This window comes from Methylosinus sp. Sm6, from assembly GCF_019802345.1.
Classification (GTDB): domain Bacteria; phylum Pseudomonadota; class Alphaproteobacteria; order Rhizobiales; family Beijerinckiaceae; genus Methylosinus.
Genome location: NZ_JAINDZ010000023.1, coordinates 22,322 through 41,901, shown reverse-complemented (window position 1 = coordinate 41,901; position 19,580 = coordinate 22,322). Strand labels below are relative to the sequence as shown.

The window sequence follows — 19,580 nt, the reverse complement described above, 5'->3', positions numbered from 1 at the left end:
ACCGCGAGCCTTCAGGCTCGCTCTCATTTATACGAGTTGCATTTCTCGGTGAGCGCATTTCCTGGAGACCCGGTTGAGACGGCTTCTATTCGCGACAATGACGGCCATTTCGATCGGCGCACTCGCCTCGGCCGAAGAAGACCGCCTTCCCGCCAGCGGATCGCCGGTCGCGACAGAGCCCGCTGATCCTACTGTCGCTAAAAGCGATGGCGCTGTTGCAACCGCGCCGAGGACGAGCGACCAAAACGCGGATGCGGCCCAGCGCGAATATGTTCGGCTGCTCACTGCCGAAGTCTATCGTCAGGCGCGTCTACAAATCACTGTGTTCGCTGATTCCGTGGTCGTGGTCTTCACGGTCGGCGCCTCGGGGCGCGTGACCGATTACAGGCTGGAGTCGGCGACCGATCGCCAACAGGTCGAGCCGGTCGTACGAAACATCATGGCCGCCATCCGAACGCCGCCGCCGCCCGGAGGCTCCTTCGAGGCGCGGCAGGAGTTCCGCTTCGGCGGCATGACGCGCGGTCGCTTGCCGACCGATTATCTCCCTACGCCGCCGTCGTTCGGGTCTGCCCGCGATATGTGGGGGGAACTCCGGTTCAAAGGCGAAAGCCGGAGCGGCGAGCGGATGATCTATCTCCGTGTGATGCGAAGCGCTGTAGAGAAGCGCAGGACAAAGGCCCTTACCCCGCGTGGCGTGCTTGCAATTTTCCACGTCGATAAATCCGGCCGAGTCGACCGGGTGAAGACTGCGCGTGCGAGCGACCCAGAGCAGGCGCAAATCGCCCATAAGCTGCTCTACGGTCTGCAGGCGCCGCCGCCGCCGGGCGGCGCGACCACAATAAAGATTTGCTTCGGCAGCGAACTCGACGAAGCAAAGCGCGGGCGCTCACCACGAGGCTTTTGTCACGCGTTCAAGCCGGCCGCGAATTAGTGCTCCCAGTCAACTGAAGCGGCAAACGATCAGGGCGCCGTCGTTGCGAGGAGCGAAGCGACGAAGCAATCCAGGGGCCGCCCCACGGCTCTAGATTGCTTGGCTTCGCTCGCAATGACGGGGTCCCAGCTTCCGTCGACTAGCAGGATGAGGCAGCGCAAATCGAAATCTGCGAGCCGCCGATCACTGCGCCGGCTCGACCAGCTCGCTGCGCGGCGCCGGCTCGTAGTTCAGCACTGGCCGCAGCCAGCGCTCGATTTCGGCGACGGCGACGCCCTTGCGCGCGGCGTAATCCTCGACCTGATCGCGCTCCACTTTGGCGACGCCGAAATAATGCGCCTCCGGATGCGCGAAATAGAGCCCGCTGACCGAGGAGGCCGGCGTCATCGCATAGCTCTCCGTCAGCGCGACGCCCGTGCGCTTCTCCGCCTCGAGCAGACGGAAGATCGTCGCCTTCTCGGTGTGGTCGGGCTGCGCCGGATAGCCCGGCGCCGGACGAATGCCGCGATAAGTCTCGGCGATCAGCTGTTCCGGCGTGAAGGTCTCATCGGCCGCATAGCCCCAGAACTCGCGACGCACGCGCGCATGCATGCGCTCGGCGAAAGCTTCCGCCAGACGATCGGCGAGCGCCTTCACCATGATCGCGCCATAATCATCATTGGCGCGCGCGAAGCGCTCGGAAATCTTCGCCTCCTGCGCGCCGGCGGTGACGACGAAGGCGCCGATATAATCCGCGCCCGCGCCCTCCGGCGCGACGAAATCGGCGAGCGCCACATTGGGCTTGCCATCGCGGCGTAGGAGCTGCTGACGCAGCGTGTGCAGCGTCGCCAGCCGCTCGACGCGCCCTTCGCCGGTAAAGAGCGCGATGTCGTCGCCGACGGCGTTGGCCGGCCAGAAGCCGATCACCGCCTTCGGATTGAACCAGCGCTCCTCGACGATGCGCGCCAGCATCGCCTGCGCGTCTTCGAACAATTGCCGCGCCGCCGCGCCGCGCTCGGGGTCGTCGAGCAGAGCGGGATAGCGGCCCTTGAACTCCCAGGTCTGGAAGAAGGGCGTCCAATCGATATAGGGGACGAGCTCGGCGACATCATAGGAGGCGAAGACGCGCGCGCCGAGGAAGCTCGGCTTCGGCGGCTCATAGGCGCTCCAATCGATCGCAAAAGCATTTGCGCGCGCAGCGGCGAGGGACACGCGCTGCTTATCGGCCTGGGCGCGCGCATGGGCCTCGGCGACCTTCTCATAGTCCTCGCGCGTCTTGGCGACATAGTCCGCGCGTGAGGAGCGCGACATCAGCGCCTGCGCGACGCCGACCGCGCGTGAGGCGTCGGTCACATAGACCGCCTGGCCCTTGGAGTAATTGGGGCTGATCTTCACCGCCGTATGCACGCGGCTGGTCGTCGCGCCGCCGATGAGCAGCGGCGCCGAAAAGCCTTCGCGCTCCAGCTCGGAGGCGACGAAGCACATTTCGTCGAGCGAGGGCGTGATGAGGCCGGAGAGGCCGATGATGTCGACCTTCTCGGCTTTCGCCGTCTCCAGAATCTTGGCGGTCGGCACCATCACGCCGAGATCGATGATCTCGAAATTATTGCAGCCGAGCACCACGCCGACGATATTCTTGCCGATGTCGTGCACATCGCCTTTCACCGTCGCCAGCAGAATTTTGCCGGCGGTGGAGCGCGTCTCCTTGTTCGTCTCCATGAAGGGCAGGAGATGCGCGACGGCCTGCTTCATCACGCGCGCCGATTTCACCACTTGCGGCAGGAACATTTTTCCTTGGCCGAAGAGATCGCCGACGACATTCATGCCGGCCATCAGCGGGCCTTCGATCACATCGAGCGGCCGGCTGCTGGCGAGGCGCGCCTCTTCGACATCTTGCTCGATATAATCGGCGACGCCATTGACCAGCGCATATTCCAACCGTTTCTCGACGCTCGTCTCGCGCCAGGCCGCGTCCTTCTCGGCCGCCTTGGCGCCGGCGCCCTTGAAGCGCTCGGCCATATCGACGAGGCGCTCGGTCGCATCCGGGCGCCGATTGCGCACGACGTCCTCGCAGGCTTCGCGCAGCTCGGGATCGATCTTCTCATAGACCGCGAGCTGGCCGGCGTTGACGATGCCGATATCCATCCCCGCCGCAATGGCGTGGTAGAGGAACACCGAATGCATCGCCTCGCGCACCGGCTCATTGCCGCGGAAGGAGAAGGAGAGATTGGAGACGCCGCCCGACACATGCGCATGCGGCAAAGTGGTCTTGATCGCGCGCGCCGCGTCGATGAAGTCGACGCCGTAATTGGCGTGCTCCTCAATGCCGGTCGCGACGGCGAAGATGTTGGGATCGAAGATGATATCCTGCGGCGGAAAGCCGACTTCGTCGACCAGAATCTTATAAGCGCGGCCGGATATCTCCACCTTGCGCGCAAATGTGTCGGCCTGTCCCGCTTCGTCGAAGGCCATCACCACGACGGCGGCGCCATAGCGCTTCACCTTGGTCGCCGCCTCGATGAATTTCTCCTCGCCTTCCTTCAGCGAGATGGAATTGACGACGCCCTTGCCCTGCAGGCATTGCAGGCCCGCCTCGATCACCTCGAATTTCGATGAATCGACCATCACCGGCACGCGCGCGATGTCGGGCTCGGCGGCGAGCAGATTGAGGAATTCGACCATGGCCTTCTTCGAATCGAGCAGGCCCTCGTCCATATTCACGTCGATGACCTGCGCGCCATTCGCCACCTGATCGCGCGCGACATCGAGCGCTGCGGCGTAATCGCCATTGGTGATGAGCTTGCGGAACTTGGCCGAGCCGGTGACATTGGTGCGCTCGCCGACATTGACGAAGGGAATGTCCTTGGTGAGCGCGAAAGGCTCGAGCCCGGAGAGGCGCAGCAGCGGCGCGATCTCCGGGATAGCGCGTGGCGCGACGCCTTTCACCGCGCCGGCGATGGCGGCGATATGCGGCGGCGTGGTGCCGCAGCAGCCGCCGACCACATTGACGAGGCCGGACTTCGCAAATTCGCCGACGAGCTCGGCCATATATTCCGGGCTCTCGTCATAGAGACCGAATTCATTGGGCAGGCCCGCGTTGGGGAAGGCGCAGATCCGCGTATCGGCGATCCGGGAAACCTCGGCGATATGCTGCCGCATCTCGCGCGCGCCGAGCGCGCAATTGAAGCCGATCGAAAAGGGTTTTGCGTGCGCGACCGAGTTCCAGAAGGCGGCGGCCGTCTGGCCGGAGAGCGTGCGGCCGGAGAGATCGGTGATCGTGCCGGAGATCATGATCGGAAAGCGCGTGCCGACTTTTTCGAAGGCGTCTTCGACGGCGTAGATCGCGGCCTTGGCGTTCAGCGTGTCGAAGATCGTCTCGATCAGGAGAATATCGGCGCCGCCTTCGATGAGGCCGAGCGCCGCCTCGTGATAGGCGGCGCGCAGATCATCGAAAGTGACGGCGCGAAAGCCGGGATTGGACACATCGGGCGAGATCGAGGCGGTGCGATTGGTCGGGCCCATGGAGCCGGCGACGAAACGGCGCACGCCGGTCTCGCGCGCCACCGCGTCGGCGGCTTTGCGCGCGAGACGCGCGCCTTCCAGATTGAGCTCGTGGACGATGTGCTCGAGGCCGTAATCGGCCTGCGCGATCGCGGTGCAGGAGAAGGTGTTGGTCTCGATAATGTCGGCGCCGGCCTCGAGATAGGCGCGATGAATCGTCTCGATCGCGTCCGGCTGCGTCAGCGTCAGCAGATCATTATTGCCGCGCAGATCCCTTTGATGATCGCGAAAGCGCTCGCCGCGGAAGTCGCTTTCCGTGAACTTGTGGCGCTGGATCATCGTGCCCATGGCGCCGTCGAGCACGAGAATGCGCTCGCTCGCCGCTTGTTCCAGCGTCGCGAGAATCTTCGGTCCGTGGTTCTTGTCGAAGCTCATGCTGCGGCCTTCTCGGTGACGGGACGCACGCCCAGAAGATGACAGATCGCGAAGACGAGGTCGGCGCGATTATTGGTGTAGAAATGGAACTCGCGCACGCCGCTCTCGGCGAGGCCGAGCACCTGCTCGGCCGCGACCGCGGCGGCGATGAGCCGGCGTGTGACGGGATCGTCGTCGAGTCCCTCGAAGCGATCGGCGAGCCAGCCCGGCACGCTCGCCCCGGCCTTGCGCGCGAAATTGGCGGTCTGCCGGAAATTCTGCACAGGCATGATGCCCGGCACGATCGGAATCGTGACGCCCCGCGCGCGCGCCTTGTCGAGAAAGCGGAAATAGACGTCGTTCTCGAAGAAGAATTGCGTGATGGCGCGCGTGGCGCCGGCGTCGATCTTCGATTGCAGCGCGTCGAGATCGTCGTCGATGCTGCGGCTCTCGGGATGGCCTTCCGGATAGGTCGAGACCGAAATCTCGAAATCGCCGATGGCGCGAATGCCGTGCACGAGCTCGGTGGAGCTGCGATAGCCGTCCGCATGCGGCTGGAACGCCGTGCCGACGCCGGTCGGCGGATCGCCGCGCAGCGCCACGATGTGGCGAACGCCGGCGTTCCAATAGCCGCGCACGATCTCGTCGATCTCGGCGCGCGAGGCGGAGACGCAGGTCAGATGCGCGGCAGGCAGAATATCCGTCTCGGCGGCGAGGCGCGCGACGATGTTGTGGGTGCGCTCGCGCGTGGAGCCGCCGGCGCCGTAAGTGACCGACACGAATTTGGGCTTCAAGGGCGCGAGCCGCGCGATCGAGTCCCACAATTGAATCTCCATCTCCGGAGTCTTCGGCGGGAAGAACTCATAGGAGATGTCGAAATGACCCGGGGGCCAGCAGGTGCGCGCATCGGGCATCAGGCGGTCTCATAGCTCGCATGGGGAATGGGGTCGGCGATGACGCGCGGATCGCGCGCCAGCCACAGCGAGACGGTGAGCTTGCCGCCGTCCTCGGCGCGGGGGGCGAGGTCCTTCTGCGCGACGACATCGAGTCCCGCCTGCTCCAGCAGCGCGCTGATCTCCGGCGCGGAAAAGCCGAGACGGCGATGGGCGTGCGCGTCGCGCAGCGTTTCCTCCTGATGTGGCGCGAAATCGACGACCAGCAGGCGTCCGCCCGGCGCGAGCGCGCGCGCGGCCTCGCGCAGCGCGCGGCCGGGATCGTCGAGATAATGCAGCACCTGATGCACGATCACGAGATCGCAACTGTTGCGCTCGACGGGGAGCGCATACATGTCGCCCTGGCGCAGCTGCACATTGCGCGCGCCGGCCTTCTCGAGCCGGCCGCGGGCGACGGCGAGCATGGCGGAGGAGAGATCGACGCCGATGGCCTGTTCCGCTTGCGGCGCGAACAGCTCCAGCATGCGGCCGGCGCCGGCGCCGAGATCGAGCAGGCGGCGCAGCGGCGTCTCGCCCACCGCCTCGCGCATGGCGGCCTCGACCTGCGCTTCGGGCACATGCAGCGAGCGGATGGCGTCCCATTCCCGCGCGTGCTCGGCGAAATAGCGGGCGGCGGCCTCGGCTCGGGCCTGCCGCACCTCGGCGAGGCGGGCGCGGTCGCCGGCAAGGCGCGGATCGAGCGGGTCGAGCCAGGAGACGACGCTGCGGGCGATCTCGCCCTGCACATCGGCGCAGGCCAGACGGAAGAACGCCCAGGCGCCCTCGCGGCGGCGCTCGACGAGCCCAGCCTCGACGAGCAGCTTCAAATGGCGCGAGACGCGCGGCTGCGACTGGCCGAGAATGGCGACGGCCTCGCTGACCGTGAGCTCGGTCTCGGCGAGGAGGCCGAGCAGCCGCAGCCGCGTCTCCTCGCCCGCCGCATTCAGCGCGGCGAGGGCGGGCTCCAGAGGGAGGAGGCGAGGCGAATGGGTCATGGTGGGTCCGAAGCAGATATAAAGATATCTATATGCGTCGCTGCTCGGGGAATCAAGAGAGGGCGCTCCCTTCTCCCGCAGGGCGGGAGAAGCAAGTTACAAGGTGGCCCGGCGCAGCCGGGTCGGATGAAGGCACGGCCGATTTTACAGAGACGCCGACGCGGCGGCACCCTCATCCGACCTCGCTTGGCGAGGCCACCTTCTCCCACGAGTGGGAGAAGGACGCGCCCTTCTTGCATTTTCACGGAAAGGCGGCTTGTTGTCGCCGTTGAACTCATCGCGACCGAGGCGATCCCATGTCCGAATCACTTGCCGCGCCGATCCGCAATCCGCTCTCGATCGCGCTGTGGAGCGCCGTCACGCTCATCGGCGTCTTCGCCATGTTCACTCTGGCGACATCACGCGGCGAAGCGGTGAACGCCATGTGGCTGGTCACCGCGGCGATCTGCGTCTATCTCATCGCCTTTCGCTTCTATTCCCTGTTCATCGCCAATCGCGTGCTCGGCCTCGATCCCGATCGCCCGACGCCGGCGCATCGGCGCAATGACGGGCTCGATTATGTGCCGACCGACAAGTACATCCTGTTCGGCCATCATTTCGCAGCCATCGCCGGCGCGGGGCCGCTGATCGGGCCGGTGCTAGCGGCGCAAATGGGCTATCTGCCCGGCACTTTGTGGCTGCTCACCGGCGTCGTCTTCGCCGGCGCGGTGCAGGATTTCGTCGTGCTGTTCATCTCGACGCGCCGCGACGGCCGCTCGCTCGGCGATCTCATCAAGACCGAGATGGGCCCGCTGCCGGGCCTCGTCGCCATGGTCGGCATTCTTGCCATCATGGTGATCCTGCTCGCCGTGCTGGCGCTCATCGTGGTCAAGGCGCTCGCCGACAGCCCTTGGGGAACCTTCACGGTCTTCGCCACTCTGCCCACGGCCGTGCTGATGGGACTTTACGGCCGCTATATCCGCCCGGGGCGCGTTTTTGAAATGTCGGCGATCGGCTTCGTGCTGCTCATCGCCGGCATCGCCTATGGCCGCACCGTCGCCGAGACGCCGGCGCTCGCTTCGCTGTTCTCGTTCAAGGGCGAGGCGCTCGCCTTCATGCTGATCGCCTATGGCTTCGTCGCTTCGGTGCTGCCGGTGTGGCTGCTGCTGGCGCCGCGCGATTATCTCTCCACATTTCTGAAGATCGGCACCATCGCCTCGCTCGCTATCGGCATTTTCGTCGTCATGCCGGAGCTGAAGATGCCGGCGGTCAGCCGCTTCATCGACGGCACGGGGCCGGTGTTCGCGGGCAGCGTGTTTCCGTTCCTGTTCATCACCATCGCCTGCGGCGCCGTCTCCGGCTTCCATGCGCTCGTCTCCTCCGGCACGACGCCGAAGATGATCGGCGACGAGACGCAGATTCGCTTCATCGGCTATGGCGCGATGTTGATGGAGTCCTTCGTCGCCGTCATGGCGCTGGTTTCGGCCAGCGTGCTCGATCCCGGCGTCTATTTCGCGCTCAACAGCGCGCCGGCCGTATCGGCTCGACCGCCGATACGGCCGCACAGGCCATCTCCTCCTGGGGCTTTGCGATCACGCCCGAGGCGCTGACGCAGGCGGCGTCCGATGTCGGCGAGAAGAGCGTGCTCTCGCGCACCGGCGGCGCGCCGACGCTCGCCGTCGGCATGGCGAAGATCCTGTCGAGCGCCATCGGCGGGCAAGGGATGATGGCCTTCTGGTATCATTTCGCCATTCTGTTCGAGGCGCTGTTCATCCTCACCACCGTCGACGCCGGCACGCGCGTCGCGCGCTTCATGATTCAGGATCTCGTCGGAACCTTCGCGCCGCGCTTCCGGCACACGCGCGCCTTGATCCCCAATCTCGCCTCCACCGCGCTCGCCGTCGGCGGCTGGGGCTGGTTTCTCTATGCCGGCGTCGCCGATCCCCTCGGCGGCATCAACACGCTGTGGCCGTTGTTCGGCATCGCCAATCAGATGCTGGCGGCGATCGCGCTGACGCTCTGCACGGTGGTGCTGTTCCGCATGAAACGGCAACGCTACGCCATCGTCGTCGCGGCGCCGGCGAGCTGGCTCTACATCTGCACGCTGACCGCGGGATTGGAAAAGATTTTCCATCCCGACGCGAAAATCGGCTTCCTCGCCCATGCGGCGCGCTTTTCCGCGGCCGCCGCCGAGGGCAGATTGCTCGCGCCGGCCAAGACCGCTGCGGAGATGAGCCGCATCATGTTCAATGATTATGTGAACATCACGGTCTGCGCCATCTTCATCGCGCTCGTGCTGTCGATGCTCGGCTTCGGCCTCGTCGCGATACGCGACGCCTTGCGCGCGAAGAGCATCAGCACCAGGGAGACGACCGATGAGCTGCCGCATCTGCGCGCCGTCCGCGCTTGATCTCGCCGCGCTGGCGAAAAAGCTGCGCCGTGGCGCGGAGCTGATGATCGGCCAGGGCGATTACGAGGCCTATGCGGCGCATCGGCGCGCCAATCATCCGGACGAGCCGGTGATGACGCGCGACGATTATTTTCGTGAGCGGCAGGCGAGTCGATTCGGCGAGGGAGGCCGGCGGGCCTTTCGCTGCTGCTAGCAGACTATTCCGCTGTTCGTAGCGAGCCTTCAGGCTCGCTCTCGCAGATCTTCTTCGCTCATGCTCGCTCTATGCGCCACAGCACAAACGAGCGCCGGCGCAAGGCTCATATTCGCGATCGTAGAGGGGAACGAGCGCATGTGCTCGGAGCCCGTTCTGTGTTGCAAAAGGAGCATTCCATGAAAAAGACTATCCTCGCCATATCGTTCGCCGCTGGTCTTCTCGGAGCCGGTTCCGCGTTTGCACAGCCCTGGCCGGCGTCGGTCGTCGGCGTCTGGGACGTGCATGCCAATCAGAGTCATCTGACGCTCACGATCCGCACGCAGGCGGCGGCCGGCGTGTGCAAAGCCATTACCGGCGTCATTCAGAATATCGGCGTCCCGCCGATCGACAAGATCCAGGGCTTCTATTGCCCGGGCAGCGGCCGCATCAGCTTCCAGCGCATCACGACGGCGACCAATGACACCTACCAGACGTGGACCGGCAATCTGTCCGATCCCGGGGCGCGTCTTCTGATCGGCGGAACCTTCACCCAGAACCCCGCCGGGAATATCGGCGAATACGGCTTCTACGCGGTCAAGTAATCGCTGCGTCCGCCGGAAGCGAGCCCCGCCCGTCGCGGCGGGGCTCTGCGGGCTCATGCCGCCGGCTTTCTCTGGCGGCGCGGCAGACCGGCGCGCGCGGCGAGCAGAGCGGCCGCTTCCGTTCGATTGAGCGCATAGGTCATGTAGAGGAAGCCGAGCCGCGTCGGTCGCGTCTCCCGCACTCTCTCGACGAGCGTCTCCGCGTCGAAGGGCGCGCTCGCCGCGACCTCCCGCAACACATCCTGCGCCGTGCGGAAATAGCGATCCCGCTCCGCTGGCGGCAGCTCGTCCCAGGGGCGCGCCGCGGAGCCGAATGTTTCGAACAGGAGCCTCGCCAGCCTGTCGCCGAGGTCGATCATTTCGCTCACATCCTTCGAGTCGTCGACCGCGCATGTGAATGATGGCGAAATCGAGCCTAGTCGAGGGCGCGGCGCCCGCAAATTTCGCAATTCCACTTATGCGAGCGACGGCCGGCCGAGAGCGCCGCCGCGCCGCTCGCCCGCCGCGGTCGGATCAGGAACTAAAACCACAACGCCGCGTTTGGTTCCTCAGGTCCGCGTTTGAGTCCTAGAGGTGAAGAGCGGAGGCGAGCATGGTCGAGGCGGCTCGGGACACTGTCCCTTATGGACGCTCTACCCAGCATGTTCCGAACATCGAAGAGGTGCATATCCTCTGGATCACCGCCGGCCTCTCCTGCGACGGCGACACGGTCTCGATCACGGCTGCGAGCGAGCCCAGCATAGAGGATGTTCTGCTCGGCGCCGTTCCCGGCCTGCCGAAGGTCCATTTGCACAACGCCGTTCTCGCCTATGAGGTCGGCGATGATTTTATGAGCTTCTTTCATCAGGCCGCGCGCGGCGAGCTGGACAATTTCCTGCTGGTCGTCGAAGGCTCGATCCCCAATGAGCATCTGAGCGGCGACGGCTATTGGGCGGCCGTGGGCACGGATGCGGAGACCGGGCAGCCGATCAGGACCACCGAATGGATCGATCGCCTCGCGCCCAAGGCGCTGGGCGTGATCGCGGCGGGGACCTGCGCGACCTATGGCGGCGTGCACGCGATGAAAGGCAATCCGACCGGCTGCATGGGCCTCGCCGATTATCTCGGCTGGCAGTGGCAGTCGAAAGCGGGATTGCCGATCGTGAATGTCCCCGGCTGTCCGGTGCAGCCGGACAATTTCATGGAGACGCTGCTCTATGTGCTGCGTCAGCTCGCCGGCCTCGCGCCGATGATTCCGCTGGACGAGGAGCTGCGGCCGAAATGGCTGTTCGGCATGACGGTGCATCAGGGCTGCGATCGCGCCGCTTATTACGAGCAGGCGGATTTCGCGCATGAATATGGCTCGCGCAAATGCCTGGTGAAGATCGGCTGCTGGGGACCGGTCGTCCAATGCAATGTGCCAAAGCGCGGCTGGATCTCCGGCATAGGCGGCTGCCCGAACGTCGGCGGAATCTGCATCGGCTGCACCATGCCGGGCTTTCCCGACAAGCTCATGCCGTTCATGGACGAGCCGCCCGGCGCGCGCATCTCCTCCACGCTGGTCACGCCTTATGGATTCCTCATCCGCAATCTGCGCCGCCTCACCAATTCGACGCTGAGCAGAGAGCCGAAATGGCGGCACAACGAGGCCGAGCGCACCACCGGCTATCATCCCGACAAGCCCGAGGAAGTCTACCCGCTCTAGGAGAACGAGATGGACGAGAAAGCGCGCCGCATCCACGATGAGCGAAAGTCCTCTCCCAATCTCGTCGAGATGAATTGGGATCCGATCACCCGCATCGTCGGCAGCCTCGGCATATTCACCAAGATCGATTTCGACAACCGCAGCGTCGCCGAATGCCACAGCACCTCGTCGATTTTTCGCGGCTACAGCGTGTTCCTGAAGGGCAAGGATCCGCGCGACGCGCATTTCATCACCAGCCGCATCTGCGGCATCTGCGGCGACAATCACGCGACCTGCTCCGTCTACGCGCAGAACATGGCCTATGGGATCAAGCCGCCGCCGCTCGCGGATTGGATCATCAATCTCGGCGAGGCGGCCGAATATATGTTCGATCACAACATATTTCAGGACAATCTCGTCGGCGTCGACTTCTGCGAGCAGATGGTCAAGGAGACCAATCCGAGCGTTTGGGCCAAGGCGCAATCGACGCCGGCGCCGCATGCCGCCGAGCACGGCTATCGCACTATCGCCGACATCATGACGGCGCTCAATCCCTTCACCGGCGAGTTCTATCGCGAGACGTTATATGTCTCGCGCTACACGCGCGAAATGTTCAGCCTGATGGAAGGGCGCCATGTGCATCCGTCGACGCTCTATGCGGGCGGCGTCGGCACGACGCCCTCGGTGCAGCTCTTCACCGAATATCTGGTTCGCCTCGTCAAATATGCCGAGTTCATGAAGAAATGCGTGCCGCTGCACGATGATCTGTTCGATTTCTTCTACGAGGCTCTGCCCGGCTACGAAGCCGTGGGACAGCGCCGCATCCTGCTCGGCTGCTGGGGCGCCTTTCAGGATCCGGACAAATGCGACTATCGCTACGAGACGATGACCGATTGGGGCCGCGCTATGTTCGTCACGCCCGGCGTCATCGTCGACGGCAAGCTGGTGACGACCGATCTCGTCGACATCAATCTCAATATCCGCATCCTGCTCGGCGCGAGCTTCTACGATGATTGGCAGAGCCGCGAGATCTTCGTCGCCGCCGACCCGCTCGGCAATCCGGTGGACCAGCGCCATCCTTGGAATCAGACGACGATCCCGCGGCCGCAGAAACGCGACTTCGACGGCAATTACTCCTGGGTGATGTGCCCGCGCTGGTACGACAAGCGCACGGGCGACCATCTCGCGCTCGACACCGGCGGCGGCGCGCTGGCGCGGCTATGGTCCACCGCGCTCGCCGGGCTCGTCGACGTCGGCTATGTCAAATCGACGGGCGAAAGCGTGAAGATTTATCTGCCCAAGACCGCGCTGCGGCCCGAGCGCGAGTTCGAGTGGAAAATTCCGAAATGGAGCAACGCCATCGAGCGCAACCGGGCGCGCACTTACTTTCAGGCCTATTGCGCGGCGCTCGCCTATCATTTCATCGACAAGGCGTTCGCCGAGGTGCAGGCGGGGCGCACGCGCACCTGGACGGATTTCACCGTGCCGGACGAAGCCATCGGCTGCGGCTTCCACGAGGCGGTGCGCGGCGTGCTCTCGCATCATCTCGTCATCCGCGACGGCAGGATCGCCAATTATCATCCCTATCCGCCGACGCCCTGGAACGCGACGCCGCGCGACGACTTCGGCACGCCGGGTCCCTATGAGGACGCCGTGCAGAACACGCCTTTGTTCGAGGAGAACGGCCGCGACAAGTTCAAGGGCATCGACATCATGCGCACGGTGCGCAGCTTCGATCCCTGCCTGCCTTGCGGCGTGCATATGTATCTCGGCGCCGGCCGCACGCTCGAGCGCGTTCATTCGCCGATGTTCGGCGCGCCGCGGGAGGGATCATGAGCGACGCGCTCGCCGAATGTCTGAGCCGGATGGAGCGGCTGATCGAGGCGCTGGAAGAGACGCGCGACACGCCCGCCCGCACGCTGGCGCGCACGCTGCTCGACTCCTGCCTCGATCTGCATGGGCTCGCGCTCGCGCGCGTGCTGACCATCGCCTCCAGCGGAGCCGAGGGCGGGCGTCTGCTCGCCGCCTTCGCGGCCGATGATTATGTGTCGGCGGCGCTTCTGCTGCACGGGCTGCATCCCGAGGAGCCCGAGGCGCGCTTGCGGCGCGCTATCGCCGGCTTGCGCGAGACATGGGGCGCGTCGATCGATCTTCTGGACGTGTCTCACGCCGTCGCTCGCGTGTCTTTGCGCCTGCCCGACGAGGGAGCGGACCGCGCGACGGCGCGTCGCGAGATCGAGCGGACGCTCACCGAGGCCGCCCCCGATCTCGACAGCATCATCATCGAGGATCGCGCCCCGGCTGCGCCGAGCCTCGCGGAGTGAGCCATGACCATCGGCTGGGTGTCCAGAATCCGTCGCTTCGTCGCGGACGACGGCCGTGCGGAACGCTGCGAGCTCTGCGGAGCTGCGCTCGACGCCGCCCATCGGCATGTGATGGAGCCGCACAGCCGTCGCATCCTCTGCGCCTGCGAGGCCTGCATTCGCGCATCGGCCGGCGGCCCGCTGCGCGTCATCGTTCCGGCGACCCTGGCGCTCGCGGACTTCACATTGCCGGACGATCTCTGGGACAGTCTGCAGATTCCGATCGATCTCGCCTTTCTGCTGGAGAGCGGTGAGGAGCGTCGTCCGCTCGCCATCTATCCGAGCCCCGCGGGCGGGATCGAATCCGTGCTGAGCGAGGACGCCTGGTCCGCGCTCGCCGCCGCAAATCCGATTCTGTTCGACATGACTCCCGACGTCGAAGCGCTGCTCGTCGATCGTCGCGGCGCCGGGCGGTATTTTCGCGTGTCGATCGATCGCTGCTATGCGCTCATCGGCCTCGTGCGCGCACGCTGGGAGGGACTCTCGGGCGGCGCCCGTCTATGGGACGAGGTCGAGCGCTTTTTCGCTTCGCTGAGCGAAGCGCCGGAGCAAGGACTATTCGTCCATGGTTGATCTCTCCTTCGAGGTGAGCGCCGTCGAGGCGGAGCCGTTCTCGGTCTCGCCCTTGCTCGTCTTCTGTCTGCGCATCGCCAATCTGACGCCGCGCGCGCGCATTCGCAATGTGATGCTGAGCTGTCAAATCCGCATCGAGCCGACGCGCCGCGCCTATCGCGCGGCGGAGAAGGAGCGGCTCGTCGAATTGTTCGGCGCGCCGGAGCATTGGGCGCGATCGATGCGCAGCTTCGTCTTCGCTCATGCGAGCGTCGCCGTTCCCGCCTTCGGCGAGGAGACGGTGGCGCGGCTGCCCGTCGCCTGCACGCGCGACATCGCCGCAGCCAGCGCCAAATATTTCGACGCGCTCGTCGAGGGCGCGGCGCCGCTGTCGTTTCTGTTCAGCGGCTCGGTCTTCTATGCGGAGGAGGGCGGCGCGCTGCAGATCGAGCAGATACCCTGGTCGAAGGAAGCGCCGTTCCGTCTGCCGGTCGCGACCTTGGAGCGGCTGATGACGAGACATTACGGAGAGGGCGATTGGATTCGTCTCGGCGCGGCGACGCTCGAGCGGCTGCGTCGCTATCAGCGGCGCATGGGATTGCTCGGGGAGGAGGACGCCGTCGCGCGCCTCCTCGACGAGGTCACGACGGGGGCCGCGCCATGAATATCGACCGCGTGAAGCCGATCGCCGACGCCGTTCTCTATGAAGGCTACATGCTCTATCCCTATCGCCCGTCGGCGATGAAGAATCGCCGGCGCTGGATGTTCGGCGAGCTTCATCCCAAAGAGGCGCGGCGCGACGGCGGCGAGGCCGCGTCGATGCGCGCGGAAATTCTGATCGAGGCAGGCGCCGGCGCGGAGCTCGATCTCGCGCTGCGCTTTCTGCAGAACCGCAGGCGCGAGGTCGGCGAGCTCTCGGGCCCCGCCGTCGAGCTCGACGATATCGCGCAGTATCGCGCGGCGGATTCGGTCGTCGTCGACGGCGCGCAATTCGTCTCCTTCGAGGAAGCGATCGAGCGCCGCGTCGATATCGACGCGGCGGCGATCGCCGATCTCATCGGCGAGGCGCGACGCCTGCGCTTCTCCTTCGCAGCGAGGCGCGAGCTCGAGCCCATCCGCTCGCGCGCCGGCGAGATCGTCGCCGTGATCGCGCGCAGCAGCGAGGCGGTGGAGGGCGAGATGGTCGTGTCGGCGACGAAGCTGGAGGGCGATCTCATTCGCGTGAGCGTCGCCGTCGAAAATCTGTCGCCGCCCGCGAGCGCGCCGGAGCGCGAAGCGGCGCGGGCGCGCGTCTTTCTCTCCGCGCATTTGATCCTCGGGGCGCGCGGCGGCGCCTTCGTGTCGCTGCTCGATCCGCCCGAACGGCATCGCACCGCGGCGACCGCTTGCGCCAATGATGGATTATGGCCGACGCTGGTCGGCGACGCCGGCGCGCGCGACATGATGCTCGCTTCGCCGATCATCCTCTATGACTATCCGCAGGTCGCGCCCGAAAGCCGCAACGCCTTCTTCGACAGCGCCGAGATCGACGAATTGCTGACCTTGCGCGTGCGCACGCTCTCGCAGGAAGAGAAGCGCGAGATGGCCGCCGCCGATCCGCGCGCGCGCGACATCTTGCAGCGCTGCGAGAGCATGACGCAGAACGATCTCGACGCGCTGCATGGCGCCTTTCGGCCGCTTCGCGAGCCGGACGGCGATGTCGCGCGCCTCGCAGTCGGCGCTCGCATGCGCATCGCGCCGAAGGCGGGAGGCGACATCATGGACATGGCGCTCGGCGGCAGAATTGCGGTGATCGAGGCGATCGAGCGCGATTTCGAGGGGCGCGCGCATGTCGCGGTGACGCTCGTCGACGATCCCGGCGCCGATCTCGGCGCAGCGGGCTTTCCCGGCCATCGCTTCTTCTTCTCGCCGCAGGAGCTGGAGCCGCTCGAGGGAGGCGGGCGATGACACGCATTCTCGTCGCCGGCATCGGCAACATCTTTCGCGGCGACGACGCTTTCGGCGTCGAGGTCGCGCGCGCTCTGGCGGGCGGCGTGCTGGCGCGCGAGGCGGACGTCGTCGATTTCGGCATTCGCGGCGTCGATCTCGCCTTCGCGCTGACCGATGGCTACGACATTGCGATTCTCGTCGATGCGGCGCCGCGCGGCGAGGAGCCCGGAACCTTGTCCGTGGTCGAGCCGCAGATCGGCGATGACGAGGACGAGGCGATCGTTTCGGCGCATGATCTCGATCCGGCCTCGGTGCTGCGCAGCGTCGCGCAAATGGGCGGCCCGTGCCCGCGGCTGCTGCTCGTCGCCTGTGAGCCGCTGACGCTCGGCGGAGATGACGGCGCGATGGCGCTCAGCGCGCCGGTCGCGGCGGCGGTGGCGCCGGCGGCGCGGCTCGTCGAACGTCTCGTCGCCTCGCTGCGCGAGGCCGATAGCAACCGAAGGAGTTTCCAATGAGCGGAGCGAGCATCTTCGGACTGATCGTCCTCGGCCTCGTGCTGCTGCTGATCGCGATCAATCTCAGGGACCTGTGGCGCTACATCAAGATGAACTTGATGTGAGGCGGGCAGAGCAGTGGGGAGTAGGCAGTAGGCAGTAGGGGAGATCGAGTGAGCTGCTCCCTACCGCCCACTCCCTACTCCCCACCACTACTGCCCCTTCACACGCAGCGTCGCGAGCGCGACGGCGCAGGCGTTGGAGACGTTGAGGCTCTTGATCGGTCCCGGCATGTCGAGCCGCGCCAGCGCGTCGCAGCGCTCGCGCGTCAGGCGGCGCAGGCCCTTGCCCTCCGCGCCGAGCACGAGGGCGAGGGGCCGCGGCAGGGCTGTGTCAGCGAGCGGCGCCGGCGCGTCGCTGTCGAGGCCGACGACGAAATAGCCGTTCTGCGACAGCTGCTGCAGCGCGCGTGCGAGATTGACGACGGAAACGATCGTCACATGCTCGAGCGCGCCCGATGCGGCCTTGGCGAGCACTCCGGTCAAATCCGGGCTGTGCCGTTCCGTCACGACCAGCGCGTCGACCGCGAAGGCGGCGGCGGTGCGCAATATGGCGCCGACATTGTGCGGGTCGGTCACCTGGTCGAGGGCGAGGACGAGGCCGCTGTTCGATTCGATGTCGGCGATTTCCGCCTCGGGCAGGGGGCGCGCCTCCAGCATCAGGCCTTGATGCACGCTCTCGTCGCCGAGCCGGCTCGCGAGGGCGCGCGGCTCGACGATCTGCGGCGTGAGGCCCGCCTCGGCGGCGAGCGGCGCGATGCGCTCGGCGGCGCCGGCCGTCGCATAGAGCGTCAGCAATTTGCGCCGGCGCGCGCGCAAGGCTTCGCGGACGGCATGGGCGCCGAAGAGCACGACGACATCGGGCGAGGGACGGCGGAACGGCTCCGCCGGCGCCTCGCGCGGCGGCGCGCGGCGCTCGGTTCTCGCGCCCTTGCGCGGCGCGCGCGTCATCGCAGCGCCGCCGTCTTCACCCACCAGGCGGGGTTCTGGCGGGCGATGGCGGCGGCGGCGGCGGCGGCCGCATGGCGCGTCGAGAAGAGGGCGAAGCAGGTCGCGCCCGAGCCCGACATGCGCGCGAGCCGGCAGCCGCGTGCGGCCGAGAGCACGGCGAGCGCATGGACGATCACCGGCGCCTCGAGGCAGGCGGCGTCCTCCATGTCGTTGCGGCCCCTGCGCAAGGCGGCGAGCAGCGCCTCGGCGTCGAGGCCGGACGCGATGGCCGGATGGGCGCCGGCGCTGGTGCGCTCGCCCGGCGCGAGGCCGAGCCGCTGAAACACCGAGGCCGTCGCCACCGGGGCGCCTGGATTGAGCAGAACCGCCGGCAGCGGCGGCAGGCGCAGCGTCTCGCCGACCGCCTCCCCGGCGCCGCGCATGAAGCGCGCTCGCGGGTCGAGGCACACCGGAACGTCGGAGCCCGTCGCGCGCGCCGCCTCCATGAGGCGCGGATCGTCGTCGGCGAGGCCATTGGCGGCGGCGATGAGGCGCAGCGCCGCGGCGGCGTCGGACGAGCCGCCGCCGACGCCCGCGGCGACCGGCAGATATTTGGTGAGGCGAAAGGCGCCGAGCGTGAGGCCGGGGACGCGCTCGGCGAGCCGGCGCGCGGCGCGCAGCACCAGATTATCGGAGCCGTCGCCGGCGGCGGCGGCGGTCGGGCCGTCGACAATGAGCGTCAGCTCCGGCCCCGGCGCGAGACGCAGCGCGTCGCCGCCGCCGGAGAAGGCGACGAGGCTCTCGAGCTCATGATAGCCGTCGTCGCGGCGGCCGAGAATATGAAGCGTGAGATTGATCTTTGCGGGGGCGCGCGTCGCCAGCATAGAGCGGCAGTCCATCCTTGTTCGGCGGGGCGGGCGATCCCGCTCCTTTATTGCTTGGGCAATCAGATCCTCGAGCGTCTCCCTCGCGCGCCATGTTAGGCGCTTCGCGCAGGCGCGACAATCGCTACCATCGGCGAAGGAATGGGAATATGCTCGCAAGAGAGCGCCGCGGGTCATTTGACGAAGCGTCGGCGCGCTCCTATCTCGGCGGAAGAGACCGCAACGACCAGGCGAGCAAATGGCCATCCGTCCCATCATCACACTGCCCGATCCGCGCCTGCGGCTCGTCTCCGAGCCGGTGGCGAGCGTCGATGCGGAGCTGCAGCAGCTTCTCGACGACATGCTGGAGACCATGTACGACGCGCCCGGCGTCGGCCTCGCGGCGATCCAGATCGCCGTCGCCAAGCGCATCGTCGTCGCCGACCCCGCGCGCGGAGACGAGCCGAAGACCCCGATGGTCTTCATCAATCCCGAAATCATCTGGGCGTCGGAGGAGCTGAGCGTCTATCAGGAGGGGTGCCTCTCCGTTCCCGATTATTTCGAGGATGTCCAGCGGCCGGCGCGGGTGCGGGTGCGCTTCCTCGACCGCGCGGGAGAACGCTGCGAGGTCGAGGCCGACGGGCTGCTCGCCACCGTGCTGCAGCATGAGATCGATCATCTCGAGGGCGGCCTCTTCATCGATCATCTCTCGCGCCTCAAGCGCGAGCGGGTGGTCAAGAAATTCGTCAAGGCCGCCTCGCGCGAGCGCGCGCAGCCGGTCGCGGACAAGGTCGAGGCGTAACCCGCGC

17 protein-coding genes and 1 pseudogene are annotated in these 19,580 nt (G+C 66.4%); 12 read left to right on the top strand and 6 right to left on the bottom strand.

The window, feature by feature from the left end:
- The first annotated feature begins 97 nt into the window (after positions 1-97).
- Complete coding sequence (locus tag K3F48_RS15470) at positions 98-931, top strand: hypothetical protein (RefSeq protein ID WP_222576330.1); 834 nt, start codon at positions 98-100, stop codon at positions 929-931.
- Between the two features lie 183 nt (positions 932-1,114).
- Here the strand turns inward: K3F48_RS15470 and metH are convergent, their stop codons facing one another.
- The 3 genes from metH to K3F48_RS15455 are packed head-to-tail and all read right to left on the bottom strand — an operon-like array spanning position 1,115 to position 6,752.
- Positions 1,115-4,846, bottom strand: coding sequence for a methionine synthase (metH, locus tag K3F48_RS15465; RefSeq protein WP_222576329.1), 3,732 nt, complete (start codon positions 4,844-4,846; stop codon positions 1,115-1,117).
- Positions 4,843-5,739: a methylenetetrahydrofolate reductase [NAD(P)H] gene (gene metF, locus K3F48_RS15460; RefSeq protein ID WP_222576328.1), complete on the bottom strand. Its 897-nt coding sequence runs from the start codon at positions 5,737-5,739 to the stop codon at positions 4,843-4,845. Before metF ends, metH begins: the two co-directional genes overlap by 4 nt.
- Positions 5,739-6,752 carry a metalloregulator ArsR/SmtB family transcription factor gene (locus K3F48_RS15455; RefSeq protein WP_222576327.1) on the bottom strand — a complete coding sequence of 338 codons (1,014 nt, stop codon included), beginning with the start codon at positions 6,750-6,752 and terminating at the stop codon, positions 5,739-5,741. Before K3F48_RS15455 ends, metF begins: the two co-directional genes overlap by 1 nt.
- A 296-nt stretch (positions 6,753-7,048) precedes the next feature.
- Here K3F48_RS15455 and K3F48_RS15450 point away from each other — a divergent pair.
- From K3F48_RS15450 to K3F48_RS15440, 3 genes and pseudogenes are all read left to right on the top strand, one after another.
- A pseudogene (locus K3F48_RS15450) lies at positions 7,049-9,141 on the top strand (carbon starvation CstA family protein).
- On the top strand, positions 9,107-9,334 hold the full coding sequence (locus K3F48_RS15445; protein ID WP_222576326.1) for a YbdD/YjiX family protein: 228 nt from the start codon (positions 9,107-9,109) through the stop codon (positions 9,332-9,334). The pseudogene K3F48_RS15450 and the gene K3F48_RS15445 overlap by 35 nt, the downstream one beginning before the upstream one ends.
- A gap of 179 nt (positions 9,335-9,513) precedes the next feature.
- Entirely contained in the window at positions 9,514-9,918 is a 405-nt protein-coding gene (locus K3F48_RS15440; RefSeq protein WP_222576325.1) for a hypothetical protein, read from the top strand.
- Between the two features lie 53 nt (positions 9,919-9,971).
- On the opposite strand, the gene K3F48_RS15435 is transcribed toward K3F48_RS15440, so the two are convergent.
- Positions 9,972-10,277 (bottom strand): hypothetical protein, encoded by a 306-nt coding sequence (locus K3F48_RS15435; RefSeq protein WP_222576324.1) that lies wholly within the window; start codon positions 10,275-10,277, stop codon positions 9,972-9,974.
- Positions 10,278-10,510: 233 nt separating this feature from the next.
- Between K3F48_RS15435 and K3F48_RS15430 the strand changes: the two genes are divergently transcribed.
- The 7 genes from K3F48_RS15430 to K3F48_RS15400 are packed head-to-tail and all read left to right on the top strand — an operon-like array spanning position 10,511 to position 16,940.
- Positions 10,511-11,602, top strand: a complete 1,092-nt coding sequence (locus K3F48_RS15430; RefSeq protein ID WP_222576323.1) for a hydrogenase expression protein HypE — start codon at positions 10,511-10,513, stop codon at positions 11,600-11,602.
- 9 nt (positions 11,603-11,611) lie between these two features.
- Positions 11,612-13,417, top strand: coding sequence for a nickel-dependent hydrogenase large subunit (locus K3F48_RS15425; RefSeq protein ID WP_222576322.1), 1,806 nt, complete (start codon positions 11,612-11,614; stop codon positions 13,415-13,417).
- Positions 13,414-13,905 carry a nitrogen fixation protein NifU gene (locus tag K3F48_RS15420; protein WP_222576321.1) on the top strand — a complete coding sequence of 164 codons (492 nt, stop codon included), beginning with the start codon at positions 13,414-13,416 and terminating at the stop codon, positions 13,903-13,905. The genes K3F48_RS15425 and K3F48_RS15420 overlap by 4 nt, the downstream gene beginning before the upstream one ends.
- A 3-nt stretch (positions 13,906-13,908) precedes the next feature.
- A complete protein-coding gene (locus tag K3F48_RS15415; RefSeq protein WP_222576320.1) occupies positions 13,909-14,517 on the top strand; it encodes a DUF5947 family protein in 609 nt (202 codons plus the stop codon).
- Positions 14,510-15,160 (top strand): DUF6084 family protein, encoded by a 651-nt coding sequence (locus tag K3F48_RS15410; RefSeq protein WP_222576319.1) that lies wholly within the window; start codon positions 14,510-14,512, stop codon positions 15,158-15,160. The genes K3F48_RS15415 and K3F48_RS15410 overlap by 8 nt, the downstream gene beginning before the upstream one ends.
- On the top strand, positions 15,157-16,443 hold the full coding sequence (locus K3F48_RS15405) for a hypothetical protein (RefSeq protein WP_222576318.1): 1,287 nt from the start codon (positions 15,157-15,159) through the stop codon (positions 16,441-16,443). Before K3F48_RS15410 ends, K3F48_RS15405 begins: the two co-directional genes overlap by 4 nt.
- The gene (locus K3F48_RS15400) at positions 16,440-16,940 is read left to right on the top strand and encodes a hydrogenase maturation protease (RefSeq protein ID WP_222576317.1); all 501 of its coding nucleotides are present in this window, start codon (positions 16,440-16,442) and stop codon (positions 16,938-16,940) included. The genes K3F48_RS15405 and K3F48_RS15400 overlap by 4 nt, the downstream gene beginning before the upstream one ends.
- A 191-nt stretch (positions 16,941-17,131) precedes the next feature.
- Here the strand turns inward: K3F48_RS15400 and rlmB are convergent, their stop codons facing one another.
- Together rlmB and K3F48_RS15390 are read right to left on the bottom strand one after the other, a co-directional pair.
- A complete protein-coding gene (gene rlmB / locus K3F48_RS15395; protein ID WP_222576316.1) occupies positions 17,132-17,929 on the bottom strand; it encodes a 23S rRNA (guanosine(2251)-2'-O)-methyltransferase RlmB in 798 nt (265 codons plus the stop codon).
- Positions 17,926-18,792, bottom strand: coding sequence for a 4-(cytidine 5'-diphospho)-2-C-methyl-D-erythritol kinase (locus tag K3F48_RS15390; protein ID WP_222576315.1), 867 nt, complete (start codon positions 18,790-18,792; stop codon positions 17,926-17,928). Before K3F48_RS15390 ends, rlmB begins: the two co-directional genes overlap by 4 nt.
- A gap of 238 nt (positions 18,793-19,030) precedes the next feature.
- Here K3F48_RS15390 and def point away from each other — a divergent pair, with 238 nt between their 5' ends.
- A complete protein-coding gene (gene def / locus K3F48_RS15385; protein ID WP_222576314.1) occupies positions 19,031-19,573 on the top strand; it encodes a peptide deformylase in 543 nt (180 codons plus the stop codon).
- The last annotated feature ends 7 nt before the right edge of the window (positions 19,574-19,580 follow it).

Excerpts from the sequence above, each read along its gene's own strand:
- K3F48_RS15415 (WP_222576320.1), top strand. The coding sequence starts at position 13,909 with ATGACCATCGGCTGGGTGTCCAGAATCCGTCGCTTCGTCGCGGACGAC.
- K3F48_RS15400 (WP_222576317.1), top strand. The coding sequence starts at position 16,440 with ATGACACGCATTCTCGTCGCCGGCATCGGCAACATCTTTCGCGGCGAC.
- K3F48_RS15430 (WP_222576323.1), top strand. The coding sequence starts at position 10,511 with ATGGTCGAGGCGGCTCGGGACACTGTCCCTTATGGACGCTCTACCCAG.
- K3F48_RS15420 (WP_222576321.1), top strand. The coding sequence starts at position 13,414 with ATGAGCGACGCGCTCGCCGAATGTCTGAGCCGGATGGAGCGGCTGATC.
- rlmB (WP_222576316.1), bottom strand. The coding sequence starts at position 17,929 with ATGACGCGCGCGCCGCGCAAGGGCGCGAGAACCGAGCGCCGCGCGCCG.
- K3F48_RS15425 (WP_222576322.1), top strand. The coding sequence starts at position 11,612 with ATGGACGAGAAAGCGCGCCGCATCCACGATGAGCGAAAGTCCTCTCCC.
- K3F48_RS15470 (WP_222576330.1), top strand. The coding sequence starts at position 98 with ATGACGGCCATTTCGATCGGCGCACTCGCCTCGGCCGAAGAAGACCGC.
- metF (WP_222576328.1), bottom strand. The coding sequence starts at position 5,739 with ATGCCCGATGCGCGCACCTGCTGGCCCCCGGGTCATTTCGACATCTCC.
- def (WP_222576314.1), top strand. The coding sequence starts at position 19,031 with ATGGCCATCCGTCCCATCATCACACTGCCCGATCCGCGCCTGCGGCTC.
- K3F48_RS15390 (WP_222576315.1), bottom strand. The coding sequence starts at position 18,792 with ATGCTGGCGACGCGCGCCCCCGCAAAGATCAATCTCACGCTTCATATT.
- K3F48_RS15445 (WP_222576326.1), top strand. The coding sequence starts at position 9,107 with ATGAGCTGCCGCATCTGCGCGCCGTCCGCGCTTGATCTCGCCGCGCTG.
- K3F48_RS15410 (WP_222576319.1), top strand. The coding sequence starts at position 14,510 with ATGGTTGATCTCTCCTTCGAGGTGAGCGCCGTCGAGGCGGAGCCGTTC.
- K3F48_RS15405 (WP_222576318.1), top strand. The coding sequence starts at position 15,157 with ATGAATATCGACCGCGTGAAGCCGATCGCCGACGCCGTTCTCTATGAA.
- K3F48_RS15455 (WP_222576327.1), bottom strand. The coding sequence starts at position 6,752 with ATGACCCATTCGCCTCGCCTCCTCCCTCTGGAGCCCGCCCTCGCCGCG.
- metH (WP_222576329.1), bottom strand. The coding sequence starts at position 4,846 with ATGAGCTTCGACAAGAACCACGGACCGAAGATTCTCGCGACGCTGGAA.
- K3F48_RS15435 (WP_222576324.1), bottom strand. The coding sequence starts at position 10,277 with ATGATCGACCTCGGCGACAGGCTGGCGAGGCTCCTGTTCGAAACATTC.
- K3F48_RS15440 (WP_222576325.1), top strand. The coding sequence starts at position 9,514 with ATGAAAAAGACTATCCTCGCCATATCGTTCGCCGCTGGTCTTCTCGGA.